The sequence below is a fragment of the Paracoccus sp. SSJ genome (assembly GCF_030234105.1).
In the GTDB taxonomy this organism is placed as follows: domain Bacteria; phylum Pseudomonadota; class Alphaproteobacteria; order Rhodobacterales; family Rhodobacteraceae; genus Paracoccus; species Paracoccus denitrificans.
Genome location: NZ_JASSPE010000008.1, coordinates 44,823 through 62,200 on the forward strand (window position 1 = coordinate 44,823; position 17,378 = coordinate 62,200).

Below are 17,378 nucleotides of genomic sequence, written 5' to 3' on the forward strand. Positions count from 1 at the left end.
CATGGCCAAAACCGCAACTCCGGTGGTCGATCCGGTAGACGAGATCCTGCCGCCGCTGCGCATGACGACCCTGGGCTTGCAGCACGTTCTGGTCATGTATGCCGGCGCGGTCGCCGTGCCGCTGATCGTCGGGCGGGCGCTGCGGCTTTCGCCCGAGGACGTGGCCTTCCTGATCTCGGCCGACCTCTTCTGCTGCGGCATCGCCACCATCATCCAGTCGCTGGGCGTCACGCGCTGGTTCGGCATCCAGTTGCCGGTGATGATGGGCGTCACCTTCGCCTCGGTCGGGCCGATGGTCGCCATGGCCAATGCCTATCCGGGGCCGGAGGGCGCGCGGATGATCTTTGGCGCCATCATCGGGGCGGGGATCGTCGCCATGCTGATCGCGCCCTTTGTCGGGCGAATGCTGAAATTCTTTCCGCCGCTGGTCACCGGCACCATCATCCTGGTGATCGGCGTCACGCTGATGCGGGTGGGGATCAACTGGATCTTCGGCAACCCGGTCGGCCCGACCGCGCCCAAGGTCGTCGATCCGGTTGCCATGGGCTGGCTGAACCAGCTGCGCGAACTGGCCGGAACCGGCGCCGTGCCGGCGCTGCCCGAGGGCTTTGCCCCCGCACCCAGCGTGCAGAACCCGCTTTATGCCCAGCCCGTCAACATCGTCATCTCGGGCGTGGTTCTGGTCGCGATCCTGGTGATCGCGCGCTTTGGCCGCGGTTTCGTTGCCAATATCGCGGTGCTCCTGGGCATGCTGATCGGCGCGGCGCTGACCATCGTGCTGGGTCAGATGACCTTCGAGAAGGTGGCCGAGGCGCATTGGTTCGGCATCGTCGCGCCCTTTCATTTCGGCACGCCGATCTTCGACCCGGTGCTGATCGTGACCATGGTGCTGGTGATGATCGTGGTGATGATCGAATCGACCGGCATGTTCCTGGCCCTGGGTGAGATGACCGGGCGCGAGATCACGCCGCAGCGTCTGACCGCCGGCCTGCGCACCGACGGGTTGGGCACGCTGATCGGCGGCATCTTCAACACCTTCCCTTATACATCCTTCAGCCAGAACGTCGGCCTTGTCGGCGTCACGGGGATCAAGAGCCGCTTCATCTGCGTCGGGGGCGGGCTGATCCTGATCCTGTTCGGGCTGGTGCCGAAGATGGGCGCGGCGGTCGAATCGCTGCCGACCCCGGTTCTGGGCGGCGCGGGGCTCGTCATGTTCGGCATGGTCGCCGCGACCGGGATCCGCATCCTCTCGACGGTGGATTTCGCCGGCAACCGCAACAACCTGTTCGTGGTGGCGGTGGCGCTCGGCTTCGGGATGATCCCGCTGATCGCCCCGGACTTCAAGCAATGGATGCCGCATGCCATCCACCCGCTGGTCGAATCGGGCATCCTGCTGGCAACCATCGCGGCGGTGGCGCTGAACGCCTTTTTCAACGGCACCGGCGGCAGCGTCGAGGACGCCAAGCGCGCCGCCGGCATGGCCGATCACTGATCGGGGGCGGGCTCGCTCGCCGGGGGCAGCTCCAGCGGGCGGATGCGCAGCCGGGTGATGCGGTTTTCCCGCCGCGACAGCACCTCGAAGCGGTAGCCATGGAACGAGAACACCTGGCCCGCCGAGGGGATCGACTGGGCCATGTGGATCACCAGGCCGGCGACGGTATTGGCCTCGTCGTCGGGCAGGGTCCAGTCCAGCGCCCGGTTCAGGTCGCGGATGGTCATCGCGCCGTCGACCAGGTACTCGCCCTGCGCATTCGGCACCAGGGTCCGGGCGGCGTCCGTGTCGTGCTCGTCGGTGATCTCGCCGACGATCTCTTCCAGGATGTCCTCCAGCGTGATCAGCCCGCGCAGGCTGCCATATTCGTCCACCACCAGCGCGAAATGCGTGCGCCGCTTCATGAACTCCTGCATCTGCTCGTCCAGCGGCGTGGTGTCGGGCACGAAATAGGGCGGCATGGCGATGCTGAGAACGTCGAAGCCGCGCAATGCCTCGGGGCCGCCCTCCTGCATGGCCCGGCGCACGCCGCGCAGCAGATCCTTGGCATGGATCACGCCCACGACGTTCTCGCGCTCGCCGCGATAGACGGGCAGGCGGGTATGCGGGCTTTTCAGCACCAGATCCAGCACCGCGTCGGCGGACAGGCCGGCATCGATCATCTCGATGTTCGAGCGGTGCAGCATGATCTCCTCGACCGAACGCTCGCCCAGGTCCAGCGCGCCCATCAGCAGGTCGCGCTCTTCCTTCTGCACGGCTCCGCTGGATTGTGCGACGGCCAGCGCGTCGGCGATCTCGTCCTGGACCGAAAAGACCGGGCCCGTGCCGCCGGCGCGGATGCCCAGGGGCGCCAGCAGGCCGCGCGCGATCAGCCGCACCGTCCAGACCACGGGCGCAAGGATCCGGGCCAGCACCCCCAGCGGCCGGGCGATGCGGCCGGCCATTTCCTCGGGGGCGATGCGGGCCAGGCTGCGGGGCAGCACCTCGGCCAACACCAGCAGCAAAAGCGCCAGGACCAGCACCGCAAGCGCCATCCCGCCCCAGCCCGAGATGCGCAGGCCAAGCGCGGCGGCAAGGCTGGTGGCCAGCAGCTTGACCAGATTGTTGCCGACAAGGATCGCGCCGTTCAGGTTTTCGCTGTTCTCCCTGGCCTCCAGCGCCTCGGCCGCCCGCGGGTCGCCCTTGTCGGCGCGGGCGCGCAGCTTGCTGCGGCTTGCGGCACCCAGCGCCGTCTCGGCACCCGAGAAAAAGGCCGAAAGCGCCAGGAGCAGCAGGATCGCCGCGATGATCGGCCAGAAGGCCGGATCATGGGCGGGCAGGGCGTCCGGGACAGTCGGGGACATCATTGCTCGTTCTCGTCCCGGCGGCCCTTGGCCAGCGGATGGTGGTTCAGCACCAGATCGCGCATCCGCGTGTCCATGACATGGGTATAGATCTCGGTCGTGCCCAGATCGGCATGGCCCAAGAGCGTCTGGATGGCGCGCAGATCCGCCCCGCCTTCCAGCAGATGCGTGGCAAAGGCGTGGCGGATGACGTGGGGCGAGACGCGGGCCGGGTCGATCCCCGCCGCCAGCGCCAATTGCCCCAGCAGCGCGTTCATCGCCTGCCGGGTCATGTGCCCTTCGCGGCTGGGGGCGGGAAACAGCCAGCGTGCGCCCTTGCCGGCGACAAGCCGGCCCAGCGGGCTTTCCGCCGGCGCGTCGTCGCGCCGCTTCAGCCAGGCGGCCAATGCCCGGCGGGCGGGCTCGCTGAGTGGCACCATGCGTTCCTTGCCACCCTTGCCGCGGATGAGCAGCAGCGCCGGATCGCCGCGGCAGGCCCCGACCGGCAGCGAGACCAGCTCGCTGACCCGCATGCCGGTGGCATAGACCAGTTCGACCAGCACCAGGTTGCGGGCGCGCTCGGTTTCGTTGCGGCCGATGCGGGGCAGGGCGTCCAGCATGGCCTGCACCTCGGCGCGGTCAAGGACCTTGGGCAGGCGCTGCGCACGCCCCGGCCCGCTGATGCGGCCGGCGGGGTCGTCCTCGCGCCAGCCCTCGTCCAGTGCGAAGCGGGTCAGTTGCCGGATCGCGGACAGCCGCCGCGCCCGCGTCGCCCGCGACAGGCCCTGGGCATCGCAATGGGACAGGTAGTCCTCGACCCCCTCGCGCGGGACGGTCAGCAGCGTCTCATTCCGGGCGGCCAGCCAGTCCACGAAATCCCGCAGGTCGCGGCCATAGGCCAGAAGCGTGTTGCGCGCCGCCCCCGCCTCGGCTGCCTGCGCGTCGAGAAAGGCCGAGATCCGGCCCCGGTCGTCGAGGCGGCCGCGGCTCATGGCATCCCGGCGCCGGGCGCGGGCGCCATCATCGGGGCCAGGATCAGCTCGACCGCGGCCTGGCGTGCGATCTCCTGCTGGCCCAGCACCCGCAGCACGCGCAGGCCCTGCGCGGCGCGCGGCAGGTCGCCGTCAAGCCCGGCATCGACATCCGCGATGGCGGCAAGCAGCGCCTCGCCCCGCCGGCCGGCCAGGATCAACTGCGCCGCATTCTGCGGCAGGTTTCGCTCCGAAGGGCCCAGGAAGGCTGGGAAAAGATCGGCTGCAAGCGGCTCTCCCTCGCCCGGGGGCGGCGCGGATTCGGGCTCGCCCTCGGCAAAGCGCAAGAGCCACAGGTCGAAGGCTTGGGCATCGGCGGGCGGAGCCTGCACCACCTGCGGCTGCGCGGCCTGCAAGGCCAGCCACAGCGCGATCCGGCCGGCGCGGCCCTCCATCCCCAGGGCGCCGACCTCGGCCCCGACCATTTCGGCCAACGCCGGGCCCAGCCCCGCGGGGACCATGGCGTCGAAGGCGGGCGGCAGGGTTCGCGCCACGGCCCCGGCATCGCGCAGCAGCAGCGCATCGGCCAGCGCCTGCACGGCACCGGCGCGATCCCAGACCCCGCCCGAGGCGGCGGGCTTCTGTTCCAGGTAGATCATGCGCAGCTGCGAGGCCGGGATCGCCCCCGCCCGCGCCAGCCGCTCGGCCGCGTCCAGCCGGGCCTTCCAGCCCTCGTTCTGGTCCAGGTCGGCCAGCGCGAAGGCCAAAGGCAGGTTGGAGGAGGGCAAGGGCTGGCCGATCGCCTCGTGCAGGCGCAGTTCCAGCGGCGTGACCACCGTCGGCGGAACGAGTTCCTCGGCGCCGTCGGAATAGCTGTCGTCCAGATATTGCGCCAGCAGTTCGGCCATCTGCGGATCGATCCGCCCCATGGCATGGGCGCCGTGAAAGACCAGTGCCGCCGCCGCCCAGTCGCCGCCAAGCGCCAGGCAGAAGATGCGGGCCGGAAAGCTGGGCGCGACGCCGGGGGTGCGGTCCATGATCTCGCAGGCATGGGCCTCGTCGCCGGAAAGCAGGGCGATGTCGAAAAGGCGCCGGAACCGCTCGGGGTCGCCGGGGCCGGCGGCTTTCAGCAGTTCCTTGGCGGCGCCCGTGGCGCCCATGTCCAGAAGCTTGTCGACGCGGGCCAGGAACAGCGCGCCTTCTTGCCCGGCCTCGGTCCGCGGCGGGCGCAGTTGCGCGGCCAGCAGCCGCCGTTCCAGCCGGCGCAGCGCCGGCAGGCGCGGGTTCGAGCCGCGGATCTGCCGCACCAGCACCGCCGCGTCGCTGTCGCCCCAAAGGTCCGGCGGCAATCCGGCGGCGCGAGGCGAGACCGTGCCTTTGCCGTCGGGATTGCCCTCGCCCAGCCGGGTGACGCCGACCGGCTCGACCGCGCCGGTGGGGGCGATGTCGCGCTTGGACCGGCGCTGAAGTTCGGGCGGGCGCGGATCGCCGGGCCGCCAGGACGAGATGTTGTCGGGTTCCTGCACGCTGCCCGACAGCCAGTCGCTGGCCGAAAGCGGCGGCTTGGCGGCGGCCGGCAGGGCAAGCCCCAGCCCCGCCGCCAGGGCGCAGGCGAGGCGAAGGCCGTCAGTCGAGGTCATTCTGCCCCGCTTCCGCGCCGTCGGCCGCCGGGGCGGGCTGGACGGCATCACTGTCTTCCGGGGCTGCCGTGGGGGCGGTCTGGACGGAGGCCGAGATCGGCGCCGGGCGTTCCGCACCCAGGTTCAGCTCGACCGGCATCCGCATCTCGCGGGGGTCCGAGCTCATGTCGCCGAAATAGGCATAGCCGGTCAGGCCCGCCAGAATCAGGATGACCAGAACCACCACCACCTTCAAAAGCCGCATGAAACGTCCCTTCCGCCTCGATATGCCCGTGCCGGTCTGTCGCCGGCTCGTGCGAAATATATATGGCATTTCCCGAAAGATCACGCCATCAGTCTCTCCGGTTGCAAGAGGCGGGATCCGGGTGGTGATGCGGCGTAACATCGTGCTGATCGGAATGATGGGGGCGGGCAAGACCGCGATCGGGGGCGAACTTGCCCGCCGGTTGCGCAGGCCGTTCTCGGATACCGATGCCGAGATCGAGCGCGCCGCCGCCATGACCATCCCCGAAATCTTTGCCCGCGACGGCGAGGAATTCTTTCGCGCCCGCGAATCGGAGGTGCTGGGCCGGGTCCTGGCCTCGGGGCCGGGCGTCGTCTCGACCGGCGGCGGCGCCTGGCTGCGTCCCGAGAACCGCGCCCGCATCGGCGAAGACGGCGTCTCGGTCTGGCTGGACTGCGATCTGGAGACGCTCTGGCATCGGGTCCGGCACCGCCCGACCCGGCCGCTGCTTCAGACCCCCGATCCGCGCGGCACGCTGGAGCGGCTGCTGGACGAGCGCAGCCCGGTCTATGCGCTGGCCGACATCCGCGTCCCCGCGCAGCGCGGCGACAGCATCGAACAGACGGCGGACCGCGTGCTGGACGCGATCCGCGCGCATGATCCGGCGATCCTGGAGGGCAAATGAGCATCGACACCGTTCACGTTGATCTGGGCGCGCGTTCCTATGACGTGCGCATCGGCCAGGGCCTGCTGGCGCGGGCGGGCGAAGAGATCGTGGCGCTGGCCGGACCGCGCCGCGTCGCCATCCTGACCGACGAGACGGTGGCGGCGCTGCACCTGCCGGCATTGCGCGAATCCCTGGCCGGGCGGGGGATCGCGGCGCCGGCGCTGGCCCTGCCGGCGGGCGAGGCGACGAAATGCTGGGCCGAGCTTGGCCGCGCCGTGGAATGGCTGCTGGCCCAGAGGATCGAGCGCAAGGATCTGGTGATCGCGCTGGGTGGCGGGGTGATCGGCGATCTGGCCGGCTTTGCCGCCGCGATCCTGCGTCGCGGCGTGCGCTTCGTGCAGATCCCGACGACGCTTCTGGCGCAGGTGGACAGCTCGGTCGGCGGCAAGACCGGCATCAACAGCCCGCAGGGCAAGAACCTGATCGGCGCCTTTCACCAGCCGGCGCTGGTTCTGGCCGATATCGACGTGCTGACCACGCTGAGCCCGCGCGACTTCCGGGCCGGCTATGGCGAAGTGGCGAAATACGGGCTGCTGGGCGACGAGGATTTCTTCGAATGGCTGGAAGCCAATGCCGCGGGGCTGGCAAGCGACCCGGCGCTGCGCCAGCGCGCCGTGCGCCATTCGGTCGAGATGAAGGCCGGCATCGTGCAACGCGACGAAACCGAGCAGGGCGAGCGTGCGCTGTTGAACCTCGGCCATACCTTCGGCCATGCGCTGGAATCGGCGACCGGCTATTCCGACCGGCTGCTGCATGGCGAGGGAGTGGCGATCGGCTGCGCGCTGGCCTTCGAGCTTTCGGCGAAGATGGGGCTTTGCAGCCAGGAGGCGCCGTCGCGCGTCGCCGCACATCTTGCCGCCATGGGCATGCCCGCGCGCATCGCCGACATTCCGGGCGACCTGCCCGATGACGAGGCGCTGATCGGTCTGATGGCCCAGGACAAGAAGGTGCAGGACGGCCGGCTGCGCTTCGTGCTGGCGCACGGCATCGGCCGGGCCTTCGTTACCGATGCGGTCGATCCCGCCTTGCTGCGGCAGGTGCTGGCGCAGTCGCGCTAGGGCTGCGGGCCGCCGGTTTCGGCCTTGGTTTCGTCCTCGTCCTCGGTTTCGATGGGCGGCTCGGTGCGGTTGCGGGGCGGCACCACCTCGTCATGGCCCAGCTTGCGGTCGCGGTCGCGGCGCAATGCGGCCCGGCCCAGCATCAAGAGCGTGATCGGCGTGGTGATCATGATGAAGATGCCGATCATCAGCTCGTGCACCACCGCGCGGCCCTCGAGCAGCGAGAACATCAGCATCGATGCCAGGATGATCAGCAGCGTGCCGTAGCTGTAGCCCAGCGTCGGCGCATGCAGTCGCTGGTAGAAGCTTTTCAGCCGCACCAGCCCGACCCCGCCCAGCAGCGTCAGCGTGGCGCCGATCACCACGAACAGCGCCACGATGAGCGCGGCCCAGGGCGGCAGCTGCTCCAGATGCATCATTCGATCACCTCGCCCCGCATCAGGAACTTGGCCGCGCAGACCGTGGTGACGAAGCCCAGCACGGCGATGACCAGCGCGCCTTCGAAGAAGAAGACATTGCCATTGCCCATGCCGATGACCAGAAACAGCAGCATGGCGTTGATATACATGGTGTCCAGCCCCAGCACCCGGTCCTGCGCGCGCGGACCCAGCAGCATGCGCCAGCAGGCCAGCGCCAGCGCCAGGATCAGGGCGATCTGGGCATAGCCCAGGGCGAAACGCAGGATCTCGGCCGTCATTCGAATATCTCCATGAGCAGGGCCTCGTAGCGGTCGCGGATCAGGGTTTGCCAGTCGTCGTCGCTGCGCAGGTCGAGGACATGCAGCAGAAGCCGGCCTTCCTCCTGGTCGAACTCGATCCAGGCGGTGCCGGGGGTGCCGGTCAGGATGATCGCCAGCACCGCGATGGCGTTGGGATCGCGCATGCGCAACGTCAGCTCGACGAAGCCCGAATGGTATTTCGGATGGTCGGGGCCCAGGATCAGCACCCGCGCCACGGTGATGTTCGAGCGCAGGATGTCCACCGCCACGATCGCCATCAGCTTGGGGATCGCCAGCCAGCGCCGAAAGACCGGCTTCGGCGGGTGCAGATGCTCGACCGACCAGCCCGCCCACAGCGCGATCAGCGTGCCAAGCAGCAGGTGGCCCAGCGTGAATGCGGTCAGAAACAGCCACATCACCACCAGCGCGGCCGAAAGCACGGGATGGGGCACCAGCCGGCTCATTCCGCCTTCTCCTGCGTGGTCTGGGTTTGGGTCTGGGGCTGGGGATCGGGGGCGAGGCTTTGCACGGGCGCGGCGCGAACGTCCTGGGCGCCGGCCAGCACCGCCCTGCGATAGACGCCGGGCTCAAGCAGCGCGCTCGCGGTGGCATTGGTATAGCCGAGCAGCGCATCCGAGCGCACGGTCTGCAAGCCGATCATGCCCAGCAGCAGGACCACCGGCACCACCTCCAGCGCCAGGATGCGCGGGGCCGGGCCTTCCTCGGCCCAGAAGCGGCGGATGCCGAAGCGCATCAGCGCGATCAGCGCCCCCAGGCCGGACAGGATCAACATGGCGGCATAGGCCCACAGGATCACCGGCAGATGGCCCGAGGTGGGCAGGTTGTCCTGGACCGCGCCGCGCAGGATGGCGAACTTGCCGATGAAGCCCGGCATCGGCGGCAAGCCGGCGATCATCGCCGCGACCAGGCTGAAGCAGATCGCCATGGTCAGCCAGCTGACCGTGCGATGGCTGGCCGGGGCGGTGGTGTCCTCGACCGTGCCGAGGCCCATCGGCGCCCAGCGTTCCGAAAGCGGGTCGAAGCCGTCAGTCTCGACCGGGGCATCGTCGTCGCCCTCGTCGTTGCGGCTCACGGGATCGGCGATCAGGAAGAAGGCCGAGATGGCGGCGGTCGAGCCGACCATGTAGTAAAGCGCGCCGCCCAGCATCGAACTGCCGCCCCCGGCCTGCGCAAAGCCGATCGAGGCCAGCACCGTGCCCGACGAGATGATCGCCAGATAGCCGCCCTTGCGCACCAGTTCCGGCGTGCCGAGGATGCCGATCATGCCGAAGCCCATGGTCAGCACGCCGCCGATCATCAGCACCGGGGCGCCGAAACCCGCCGAGGGCCCGGCATCCGGCCCCAGCACCAGCAGCGACAGCCGCAGGATGACATAGATCCCGACCTTGGTCATGATCGCCATGATCGCGGCGGCCGGCGGCGAGGCGGCGCCATAGGTCGGCGGCAGCCAGAAGCACAGCGGCCAGGCCGCGGCCTTGATCAGGAAGGCGAGGCCGAGGAAGGTCGCGGCGGCATGGAACAGCAGCCGCTCGGCATCGTCGAGCCAATAGAGCGCCCGGCCGATATCGGCCATGTTCAGCGTGCCGGTGGTGCCATAGACCAGCGCCACCCCGATCAGGAAGAACAGCGAGGCCGCAAGGTTCACGGCAAGGTAATGCAGCCCGGCCTTGATCCGTTCGGGACCCGATCCGTGCAGCATCAACCCGTAGGAGGCCGCCAGCATCACCTCGAAAAAGACGAAGAGGTTGAACAGGTCGCCGGTCAGGAACGAGCCGTTGACCCCGGCCAGCAGGAACTGGAACATGCTGTGGTAATGCTGGCCCTTGCCGTGCCAGCCGGCCGCGGCATAGATCAGCGAGGGCGCGGCCAGCAGCGCGGTCAGCATCACCATCATCGCCGAAAGCCGGTCCAGCACCAGCACGATGCCGATCGGCACCGGCCAGTCGCCCAGGCGGTAAAGCCCGACGACGGTGCCGCCCTGTTCGGTCACGGATTTCACGCCCGACATCAGCTCGACCGAGGCCAGGAAGGTCAGCCCGACCGCCACCAGCCCCATGATCAGCTTGGTCTGCCGGTTGCGGTCGTTGTAGAACAGCATGATCGCCCCCGCCACCAGCGGGATCAGGATCGGCGCGATCATCAGGTGATCGGGCATGGTGCCGTCGTTCATCATGAATGGCGCTCCCGGCCGTCGACATGGTCGGTGCCGGTGGCACCGCGCGCGGCGATCATCAGGACAAGGAACAGCGCCGTGGTGGCGAAGCTGATGACGATGGCGGTCAGCACCAGCGCCTGCGGCATCGGGTCGGCATAGGCGGACGGATCGACGAAGCCGCCCTTGGGCATGATGGGCGCCCCGCCGATATAGAGCCGGCCCATGGCGAAGATGAACAGGTTCACCCCATAGGCCAGCAGGCACAGGCCGATGATGACCTGATAGGAACGCGGGCGCAGCATCAGCCAGACGCCGGAGCCGACCAGGATGCCGATGGCAAGGGCAAGGATCAGTTCCATCAGTTCGTCTCCTCGCTGGGTTCGACCGGGCGGGCGCGCGGGGCGACGCGCAGCGACTGGTGGGCGATGGCGATCAACATCAGCACGATGGCACCCATCACCAGCGAGAACACGCCGAAATCGAACAGCATCGCGGTCGAGAAGGGCACCTTGCCGATGATCGGGATGTCCAGATACTGTGCATGCGCGCTGAGGAACGGATAGCCGAAGATCCAGGACCCGGCCCCCACCGCCGCCGAGATGGTCAGCCCCGAGGCCATCCAGCGCACCGGCAGCACGATGATCCGCGCCTCGACCCAGCGCACATTGGCCGCGACATATTGCAGCAGCAGGCCGACGGCCAGCGTGACGCCGGCGGCAAAGCCCCCGCCCGGCAGGTCATGGCCGCGGAAGAACAGATAGGCCGACAGCGCGATGATCGGCGCGAACAGCCATTGCATCAGCACCGAGGGCACGAAGAGATAGGCTTCTAGCGCCTGCTCCTCGGCATCGAGCTGCGGGCGCGGGCGCTCGACGCTTTCGGGCGCGGGGCGGAAGCGGCGCAAGAGCGCATAGACGGTCAGCCCGACGATGGCCAGAACGGTGATCTCGCCGAAGGTGTCGAAGGCGCGGAAATCGACCAGGATGACGTTGACGACATTGGTGCCGCCGCCCTCGACATAGGCGTTGCGCAGGAACCAGTCGCCGACCGAGGCGCCGGGCGGGGTCAGCAGCACCGCCAGCGCCAGCGCCGTCATGCCCGAGCCGCAGGCCAGCGCGATCAGCAGATCGCGGCTGCGGCGCGACCGGGCGACCAGGTTGTTGTCCCCGGCGATTTCTTCGTTGCGCTTGGGCAGCCAGCGCAGGCCCAGAAGCAGCAATGCGGTGGTCGCGATCTCGACCAGCAACTGGGTCACGGCCAGGTCGGGGGCCGACAGCCAGACGAAGGTCGCGCAGGTCACCAGCCCCGCGCCGCCCATCAGCACCAGGGCGGCAAAGCGGTGATACTTGGCCTGCCAGGCGGCGCCGATGGCGCAGGTGCCGCCGACGACCCAGAGCAAGGCAAAGACCAGCTCGCTGGCACCCAATTCGGGCATGGGCACGTTCCAGTCCAGCGTCCGCAGCACGAACCAGGCCCCGGCCAGCGACAGCAGCACCATGGCGCGCAGCTGCGACTGAAGGCCGTTCGCCGACAGCACCCGCAGCGCGAAGCGCGGCAGGCGGATGGTCAGGTTCTGCAACAGCCAGTCGAAGCCGCGCGCGAAGTCCAGCCGGCGCATCAGCCGCGTGCCGTCCTCGCCCGAATCGATCAGCCGGCGCGGCAGCAGATAGATCAGCGCGCCCAGCGTCATGGCGATCAGGCTCATGATCAGCGGCGGGTTCACGCCGTGCCAGATCTTCAGGCTGAAATGCGGCAGTTCGGGGCCGACCACGGCCAGGCTGGCTGTCTGCAGCCAGGTGCCCAGCACCTGCTGCGGGAACATGCCGACGGCAAGGCAGATCGCGACCAGGATCGCCACCGGCAGGCGCATCAGCAGCGGCGGTTCGTGCGGCTCCTGCGGCAGGTCGGTGGCGGGCGGGCCGAAGAACACCTTCACGATGAAGCGCAGCGAATAGGCGGCGCTGAACGCCCCGGCCAGCACCGCGACATAGGGTGCGAAACTGTCGAGCGAGCCGCCGTTGTTCCAGACATAGGTCGCCTCGAAGAACATCTCCTTGGACAGGAACCCGTTGAGCAGCGGCACCCCGGCCATGGCGCCCGAGGCGATGATCGCCAGAGCTGCCGTGACCGGCATCACCCGGGCCAGCCCCGACAGGCGGCGCATGTCGCGGGTGCCCGTCTCGTGGTCGATGATCCCGGCGGCCATGAACAGCGAGGCCTTGAAGACCGCGTGGTTGACGATGTGGAACACCGCCGCGACCAGCGCAAAGGGCGTGCCGATCCCCGCCAGCGCGGTGATCAGCCCCAGATGGCTGATGGTGGAATAGGCCAGAAGGCCCTTGAGGTCGTGGCGGAACAGCGCCGTCACCGCCCCCAGGAGCAGCGTGGTCAGGCCGATGCCGGTGACGATCTGGAACCAGGCATCCGTGCCCCCCAGCGCCGGATGAAAGCGCAAGAGCACGAAGACCCCGGCCTTCACCATGGTCGCCGAATGCAGGTAGGAGGAAACCGGGGTCGGCGCCGCCATGGCGTTCGGCAGCCAGAAATGGAACGGGAACTGCGCCGATTTGGTGAAGGCGCCCAGCACGAACAGGATCAGCACCGCCGGATAAAGCCGATGGCTGGTGATCTGCGGCCCGGCGGCCAGCACGGCGTCGAGATCGTAGCTGCCGGCGATCTGGCCCAGGATGATCATCGCCACCATCAGGCACAGCCCGCCCGAGGCGGTGACGATCAGCGACATCCGCGCCCCGTCGCGCGCATCCTGGCGCTGGAACCAATAGCCGATCAGCAGGAAGGACACGATGCTGGTCAGTTCCCAGAACACCACCAGCATGATGATGTTGCCCGACAGCAGCAGCCCCGACATGGCGCCGGCAAAGGCCAGCAGGCAGGAATAAAGCCGCGGCACCGGGTCGTCGGGCGACATGTAATAGCGCGCGTAAAGGATGACGAGGAAGCCTATCCCCGCCACCAGCACCATGAACAGCCAGGAAAACCCGTCGATGCGGAAGGTCAGGTCAAGCCCGATGGAACTGACCCATCGGAAGGTGCCGGTGATGCTTCGCCCCTCGGTCACGGCGGGATAGAGCACGCCCAGGATCACCAGCGCGACGATCATCGTCAGCCCGGCCAGCCAGGCTTCGGCGTTGCGCGCCCCTATGGGAAGCGTGGCCGCCAGGGCGGCCGACACGAATGGCGTCAGAACAAGCAAGAGCAACAGGTTCTGTTCGACCATCGTGTTCCTTTTCCGGTTCGGGGTGTGCGCAGATAATAGCCGGGCGATGCGGGAAAACACAACCGACCCGGTCGAGAAAAACGACGCAAAAATCCGGGGATCAGCAATATTTTATCGCGCCGCCGGGCCGGATGCGAAACCGGGCCTCACCTGTCCCGGATTCGCGTCACGTCCTGCATCTGCCCGCCGGTCAGCAACACCTCGGCCGGCATGGGGTGGCTGATGAAATGCAGCGGGCTCGCCGTCGGCCCATAGGCGCCGCAGGCATGGATGGCGATCAGGTCGCCTTCCTTCAGCCGAGGCAGCGCGACGCCGCCGCCCAGCTTGTCGATCGAGGTGCAGAGCGGGCCGGAAATATCCTGCTTTTCCTCGGGGCGGGTGCCGTCTTCGTCGCCGCCGACCCGGTGCATGACGTAATTGCGCCGCAAGACCATGCCGAAGTTGCCCGAGGCCGCCAGGTTGTCGTTCAACCCGCCGTCGCAGATGGCGATTCGGGTGCCGCGCGACTGCTTGACCGACAGGACGCGGGTCACGAACCAGCCCGCCGGCCCGACCAGGTAGCGGCCCAGCTCCAGCACCAGCCGGGTGCCGGCAAGGCGCGGCTCGGCGCGGAAGGCGTCGAGTTCGGGGCCGATCTCGGCTGCGATGGCCGCAAGGTCCAGCGCGCTGTCCCCGGGGTGGTAGGGGATGCCGAGCCCGGCGCCGAAGATCAGCTTTTCCGGGCGCAGGTCCAGCGCGGCGCAGGTGTCGCGGAACACTTGCATGAAGATGCGCCAGTTCTCGCAGATCGCCTCGGGCTTGAGGCATTGCGTGCCGGAATAGATGTGCAGCCCGATGATGCGCAGGTTCGGCAGGGCGGCGATCTGCGGCAGGATCTCGGCCGCGTCCTCGACATCGACGCCGAAGGGGCTGGGTCGCCCGGCCATCTGGTCGCCGAAGCCCTTGGGCACCCGCGCCGGCGCAAGGCGGACCAGCACCGGCTGGACGCGGCCCAGCTCGGCCGCGACGGCATCGGCCAGCCGCGCCTCGCGCAGGCTTTCCAGCACCAGCTGGCCCAGGCCCGCCTCGATGGCGGCGCGCAGTTCCGCCTCGCGCTTGGCCGGGCCGGTGAAGCTGATCCTGGCCGCATCCCAACCCGCCTCGCGCCCCAGGGCCAGCTCGCCGCCCGAGGAAATGTCGAGGTAATCCAGCCGATCCCGCATCCAGCCCAGCAGGGCGGGGTTCGGATTGCTTTTCACCGCGAAGCTGACGGCGAACCAGCGACCCAGATGCGCGCGCAGATGGGCCAGCCGTTCCTCGACCACGTCGGTGGCATAGACATAGGCCGGGGTGCCGAAGCGCGCCGCCGCCTCGGCCAGGTGGCGGTCCAGGTCAGTCAAGGGACTGCACATAGGCGAGGATCGCGTCCACGCTGTCGAAATTCTCCAGCGTCACGTCGCCCGGCTGCACCCGCACGCCGGCATGCTGCTCGACGAACGAGATCAGCCCCACCATCGCCACCGAATCCAGCATCCCGGTCGAGAAAAGTTCGGTATCGCCCTCCAGCGCCGTGTCGATGTTCAGTTCGCTGCGGATGTAGCGGATCAGCTCGTCCTTGCTCAAGCTCATGGATTCAATGCCTTTCTGGTCAGTTCTGCAATGCGGCCCTGGCCGCGGAAATGATGGCGGGGCGGTCCAGCTTGCCGCTGGCGGTCCGCGGCATCGCGCCTTGCCAGGAATGATAGTGCTGCGGACGCATGTAATGCGGCATCGCCCGGACGCAATGCGCGGCCAGCGCGGCCTCGTCGGCTTGCGGCAGATAGGTCACGACCGCATGGACCGCCTGGCCCAGATCGGCATCCTCGACCCCGAAGGCCACGACGTCGGTGACAAGCCCGCTTTGCGAGATCGCATCCTCGACCTCGGTCGGCGACAGGCGGAAGCCCAGCGTCTTGATCATCTCGTCCATGCGGCTGACGAACCACAGGTCGCCGTCCTGGTCGACGCGGACCAGGTCGCCCGACCAGACCACTGGCTCGTCGCCCAGCAGATGCGCCAGTTCCGGGCAGGGGCGGATCTTCTGCGCCGTCACCTCGGGCTTTTCCCAATAGCCCATGCTGACCAGCGGGCCGGCATGGACCAGTTCGCCCTGTTCGCCGGGACCGGCGATGCCCTCGCCATGCTTGATGGCGAAGACCTGCGCGTTCGGGATCTGCCGGCCGATCGAGCCCATCTTGGCCGCGAATTTCGAAGGCGGCAGATAGGTCGAGCGGAAGGCCTCGGTCAGCCCATACATCAGGTAGATGTCGACGCCCGGAAACACCTGCGGCAGCAGTTCCAGGATGTTCGGTGGGATCTTGCCGCCGGTATTGGTGATGCGCCGCAGTGCCGGCAACTCGGTCGGGCGGTCCACCAGCAGCCGCACGATCTGGTTCCACAAGGGCGGCACGCCGGCGATCCCCGTCACCGATTCGGCCTGGGCCATGCGGATGATCTCGGCCGGCATGGTCAGCGGCTGATGCACCACCGTCCCGCCCGTCAGCAGCATGGTGGTCAACTGGTTCAGCCCGGCATCAAAGCTGTAGGGCAGCACCGACAGCAGGCGGTCGCTTTCGTCCAGCCCCAGATAATCCGCGACCGAGATGGCGCCCACGCGGATATTGCGATGGCTGAGCATCACCCCCTTGGGCGCGCCGGTCGAGCCCGAGGTGTAGATGATCATCGCCAACCCGCGCGGGTCGGATTCGTCGGGCGCGGAAGCCTGGTCGGCGGCAAGCGCCCCCCAGGGGTCCGCGCCCTGGACAAGGCCCTCGGCCTTGCCCTGAACAAGATAGGCCGTGCCCTCGGGCAAGGCATGTTCGCCCACAAGCGCCTCCAGCGCGTTTCGGGGCAGGATCACCGCGCGCGCCCGGCTGTCGCCAGCGACATAGGCCAGCTGCGCGGGGGTCCAGCGGATGTTCACGTTGACGACCACGGCGCCCATCTTCCAGGCGCCGAACATGGCCGCAACCTCGTCGATGCCCTTGCGCAGATGCACGATCACCCGGTCGCCGGGCCGGATGCCGCGTCGGGCGAGCCAGTCGGCCACGCGCCCGGCCTCGGCCGCAAGCTCGGCATAGGTGACCGAGCGGCCCTGGTCCACGGCGGCGATCTTGTCCGCGCGGGCGGGAAGGTTGTCGGCCAGCAGGCGCCACATGCTGCGGTCGAAATCGTCACTCATGGGCAGGGGCCTTCTTCTTGGCGGCAAAGATCGGCAGGCTGGGATAGATCTTGGCGGGCGAGCCGATCACCACCGAATCCGGCGGCACATTGGTCGTCACCGCGGTATTGGCGCCGATCCGCACCCGGTCGCCAATGGTGATCGGCCCCAGCACGCAGGAATTCACGCCGATGAACACGTCGTCGCCGATCACCGGCGCGCCCGGGCCCATGTTGGTGCCGATGGTGACGTTGTGCATCACCCCGCAACGGTCGCCGATCACCACGTCGGGATGGATCGACAGCGAGCCCTCGGCATGGATGATGTGGAAATTGCGGCCCAGCCGCACCTGCGGCGGGATCCAGACCTTGGTCACGTTCAGGATCAGGGTCTTCATCAGCGCGTAGAGCTTGCCGGCCAGCCAGCGCGCCCCTGGGTTCTTCAGCCCAAGGGCCCAGCGGCCATAGCGATAGACGGCAAGCGAGACGAAGGCGGGCTCGGTCAGCGAACGGCCGTGTCTTACGTAGTCATCCCGGAGAGTTTCGAACATCACCATGCACTTGCTTAATCACTTCGGCGGGAAATAAAGGTCGCCCGCCCCCATATTCCGATCTCTCGCAGCAAACTCAACCTGA

General features: G+C 68.4%; 17 protein-coding genes. 3 read left to right on the top strand and 14 right to left on the bottom strand.

Features of this window, described 5'->3' with window-relative positions:
* Position 1: 1 nt before the first annotated feature.
* Complete coding sequence (locus tag QPR87_RS10715; RefSeq protein WP_285049566.1) at positions 2-1,492, top strand: nucleobase:cation symporter-2 family protein; 1,491 nt, start codon at positions 2-4, stop codon at positions 1,490-1,492.
* On the opposite strand, the gene QPR87_RS10720 is transcribed toward QPR87_RS10715, so the two are convergent.
* Genes QPR87_RS10720 through QPR87_RS10735 form a run of 4 tightly spaced genes read right to left on the bottom strand, consistent with a single transcriptional unit; the run spans position 1,486 to position 5,669 of the window.
* Positions 1,486-2,838, bottom strand: a complete 1,353-nt coding sequence (locus tag QPR87_RS10720; protein ID WP_502921606.1) for an HlyC/CorC family transporter — start codon at positions 2,836-2,838, stop codon at positions 1,486-1,488. The genes QPR87_RS10715 and QPR87_RS10720 overlap by 7 nt on opposite strands.
* Positions 2,835-3,806, bottom strand: a complete 972-nt coding sequence (locus QPR87_RS10725) for a tyrosine recombinase (protein ID WP_285049568.1) — start codon at positions 3,804-3,806, stop codon at positions 2,835-2,837. The genes QPR87_RS10720 and QPR87_RS10725 overlap by 4 nt, the downstream gene beginning before the upstream one ends.
* Positions 3,803-5,425 carry an amino acid adenylation domain-containing protein gene (locus tag QPR87_RS10730; protein ID WP_285049569.1) on the bottom strand — a complete coding sequence of 541 codons (1,623 nt, stop codon included), beginning with the start codon at positions 5,423-5,425 and terminating at the stop codon, positions 3,803-3,805. The genes QPR87_RS10725 and QPR87_RS10730 overlap by 4 nt, the downstream gene beginning before the upstream one ends.
* A complete protein-coding gene (locus tag QPR87_RS10735) occupies positions 5,412-5,669 on the bottom strand; it encodes a hypothetical protein (protein WP_285049570.1) in 258 nt (85 codons plus the stop codon). The genes QPR87_RS10730 and QPR87_RS10735 overlap by 14 nt, the downstream gene beginning before the upstream one ends.
* A gap of 127 nt (positions 5,670-5,796) precedes the next feature.
* On the opposite strand from QPR87_RS10735, the gene QPR87_RS10740 reads away from it, so the two are divergent.
* Both QPR87_RS10740 and aroB read left to right on the top strand, forming a co-directional pair.
* Entirely contained in the window at positions 5,797-6,333 is a 537-nt protein-coding gene (locus QPR87_RS10740; protein ID WP_011747605.1) for a shikimate kinase, read from the top strand.
* A complete protein-coding gene (aroB, locus tag QPR87_RS10745; protein ID WP_285049571.1) occupies positions 6,330-7,433 on the top strand; it encodes a 3-dehydroquinate synthase in 1,104 nt (367 codons plus the stop codon). The genes QPR87_RS10740 and aroB overlap by 4 nt, the downstream gene beginning before the upstream one ends.
* On the opposite strand, the gene mnhG is transcribed toward aroB, so the two are convergent.
* From mnhG to QPR87_RS10795, 10 genes are all read right to left on the bottom strand, one after another.
* Positions 7,430-7,852: a monovalent cation/H(+) antiporter subunit G gene (gene mnhG / locus QPR87_RS10750; protein WP_011747607.1), complete on the bottom strand. Its 423-nt coding sequence runs from the start codon at positions 7,850-7,852 to the stop codon at positions 7,430-7,432. The genes aroB and mnhG overlap by 4 nt on opposite strands.
* A complete protein-coding gene (locus tag QPR87_RS10755; RefSeq protein ID WP_011747608.1) occupies positions 7,849-8,130 on the bottom strand; it encodes a K+/H+ antiporter subunit F in 282 nt (93 codons plus the stop codon). The genes mnhG and QPR87_RS10755 overlap by 4 nt, the downstream gene beginning before the upstream one ends.
* Positions 8,127-8,615, bottom strand: coding sequence for a Na+/H+ antiporter subunit E (locus QPR87_RS10760; protein WP_011747609.1), 489 nt, complete (start codon positions 8,613-8,615; stop codon positions 8,127-8,129). Before QPR87_RS10760 ends, QPR87_RS10755 begins: the two co-directional genes overlap by 4 nt.
* Positions 8,612-10,342: a monovalent cation/H+ antiporter subunit D gene (locus QPR87_RS10765; protein WP_434555562.1), complete on the bottom strand. Its 1,731-nt coding sequence runs from the start codon at positions 10,340-10,342 to the stop codon at positions 8,612-8,614. The genes QPR87_RS10760 and QPR87_RS10765 overlap by 4 nt, the downstream gene beginning before the upstream one ends.
* Positions 10,342-10,686, bottom strand: a complete 345-nt coding sequence (locus tag QPR87_RS10770) for a Na+/H+ antiporter subunit C (RefSeq protein WP_011747611.1) — start codon at positions 10,684-10,686, stop codon at positions 10,342-10,344. Before QPR87_RS10770 ends, QPR87_RS10765 begins: the two co-directional genes overlap by 1 nt.
* Positions 10,686-13,565: a monovalent cation/H+ antiporter subunit A gene (locus QPR87_RS10775; protein WP_011747612.1), complete on the bottom strand. Its 2,880-nt coding sequence runs from the start codon at positions 13,563-13,565 to the stop codon at positions 10,686-10,688. The genes QPR87_RS10770 and QPR87_RS10775 overlap by 1 nt, the downstream gene beginning before the upstream one ends.
* 146 nt (positions 13,566-13,711) lie before the next feature.
* Positions 13,712-14,944 carry a type III PLP-dependent enzyme gene (locus tag QPR87_RS10780; protein ID WP_285049573.1) on the bottom strand — a complete coding sequence of 411 codons (1,233 nt, stop codon included), beginning with the start codon at positions 14,942-14,944 and terminating at the stop codon, positions 13,712-13,714.
* Positions 14,937-15,173 carry an acyl carrier protein gene (locus QPR87_RS10785; protein WP_104492392.1) on the bottom strand — a complete coding sequence of 79 codons (237 nt, stop codon included), beginning with the start codon at positions 15,171-15,173 and terminating at the stop codon, positions 14,937-14,939. The genes QPR87_RS10780 and QPR87_RS10785 overlap by 8 nt, the downstream gene beginning before the upstream one ends.
* 19 nt (positions 15,174-15,192) lie before the next feature.
* Entirely contained in the window at positions 15,193-16,764 is a 1,572-nt protein-coding gene (locus tag QPR87_RS10790) for an AMP-binding protein (protein ID WP_285049574.1), read from the bottom strand.
* Positions 16,757-17,293, bottom strand: a complete 537-nt coding sequence (locus QPR87_RS10795) for a serine O-acetyltransferase (RefSeq protein WP_285049575.1) — start codon at positions 17,291-17,293, stop codon at positions 16,757-16,759. The genes QPR87_RS10790 and QPR87_RS10795 overlap by 8 nt, the downstream gene beginning before the upstream one ends.
* Between the last annotated feature and the right edge of the window lie 85 nt (positions 17,294-17,378).

Bases quoted from the DNA above. Each gene is read 5' to 3' on its own strand.
- QPR87_RS10730 (WP_285049569.1), bottom strand. From the start codon at position 5,425: ATGACCTCGACTGACGGCCTTCGCCTCGCCTGCGCCCTGGCGGCGGGG.
- QPR87_RS10715 (WP_285049566.1), top strand. From the start codon at position 2: ATGGCCAAAACCGCAACTCCGGTGGTCGATCCGGTAGACGAGATCCTG.
- QPR87_RS10785 (WP_104492392.1), bottom strand. From the start codon at position 15,173: ATGAGCTTGAGCAAGGACGAGCTGATCCGCTACATCCGCAGCGAACTG.
- QPR87_RS10790 (WP_285049574.1), bottom strand. From the start codon at position 16,764: ATGAGTGACGATTTCGACCGCAGCATGTGGCGCCTGCTGGCCGACAAC.
- QPR87_RS10755 (WP_011747608.1), bottom strand. From the start codon at position 8,130: ATGACGGCCGAGATCCTGCGTTTCGCCCTGGGCTATGCCCAGATCGCC.
- QPR87_RS10735 (WP_285049570.1), bottom strand. From the start codon at position 5,669: ATGCGGCTTTTGAAGGTGGTGGTGGTTCTGGTCATCCTGATTCTGGCG.
- mnhG (WP_011747607.1), bottom strand. From the start codon at position 7,852: ATGATGCATCTGGAGCAGCTGCCGCCCTGGGCCGCGCTCATCGTGGCG.
- QPR87_RS10765 (WP_434555562.1), bottom strand. From the start codon at position 10,342: ATGAACGACGGCACCATGCCCGATCACCTGATGATCGCGCCGATCCTG.
- QPR87_RS10760 (WP_011747609.1), bottom strand. From the start codon at position 8,615: ATGAGCCGGCTGGTGCCCCATCCCGTGCTTTCGGCCGCGCTGGTGGTG.
- QPR87_RS10775 (WP_011747612.1), bottom strand. From the start codon at position 13,565: ATGGTCGAACAGAACCTGTTGCTCTTGCTTGTTCTGACGCCATTCGTG.
- QPR87_RS10740 (WP_011747605.1), top strand. From the start codon at position 5,797: ATGCGGCGTAACATCGTGCTGATCGGAATGATGGGGGCGGGCAAGACC.
- QPR87_RS10720 (WP_502921606.1), bottom strand. From the start codon at position 2,838: ATGATGTCCCCGACTGTCCCGGACGCCCTGCCCGCCCATGATCCGGCC.
- QPR87_RS10795 (WP_285049575.1), bottom strand. From the start codon at position 17,293: ATGTTCGAAACTCTCCGGGATGACTACGTAAGACACGGCCGTTCGCTG.
- aroB (WP_285049571.1), top strand. From the start codon at position 6,330: ATGAGCATCGACACCGTTCACGTTGATCTGGGCGCGCGTTCCTATGAC.
- QPR87_RS10725 (WP_285049568.1), bottom strand. From the start codon at position 3,806: ATGAGCCGCGGCCGCCTCGACGACCGGGGCCGGATCTCGGCCTTTCTC.
- QPR87_RS10770 (WP_011747611.1), bottom strand. From the start codon at position 10,686: ATGGAACTGATCCTTGCCCTTGCCATCGGCATCCTGGTCGGCTCCGGC.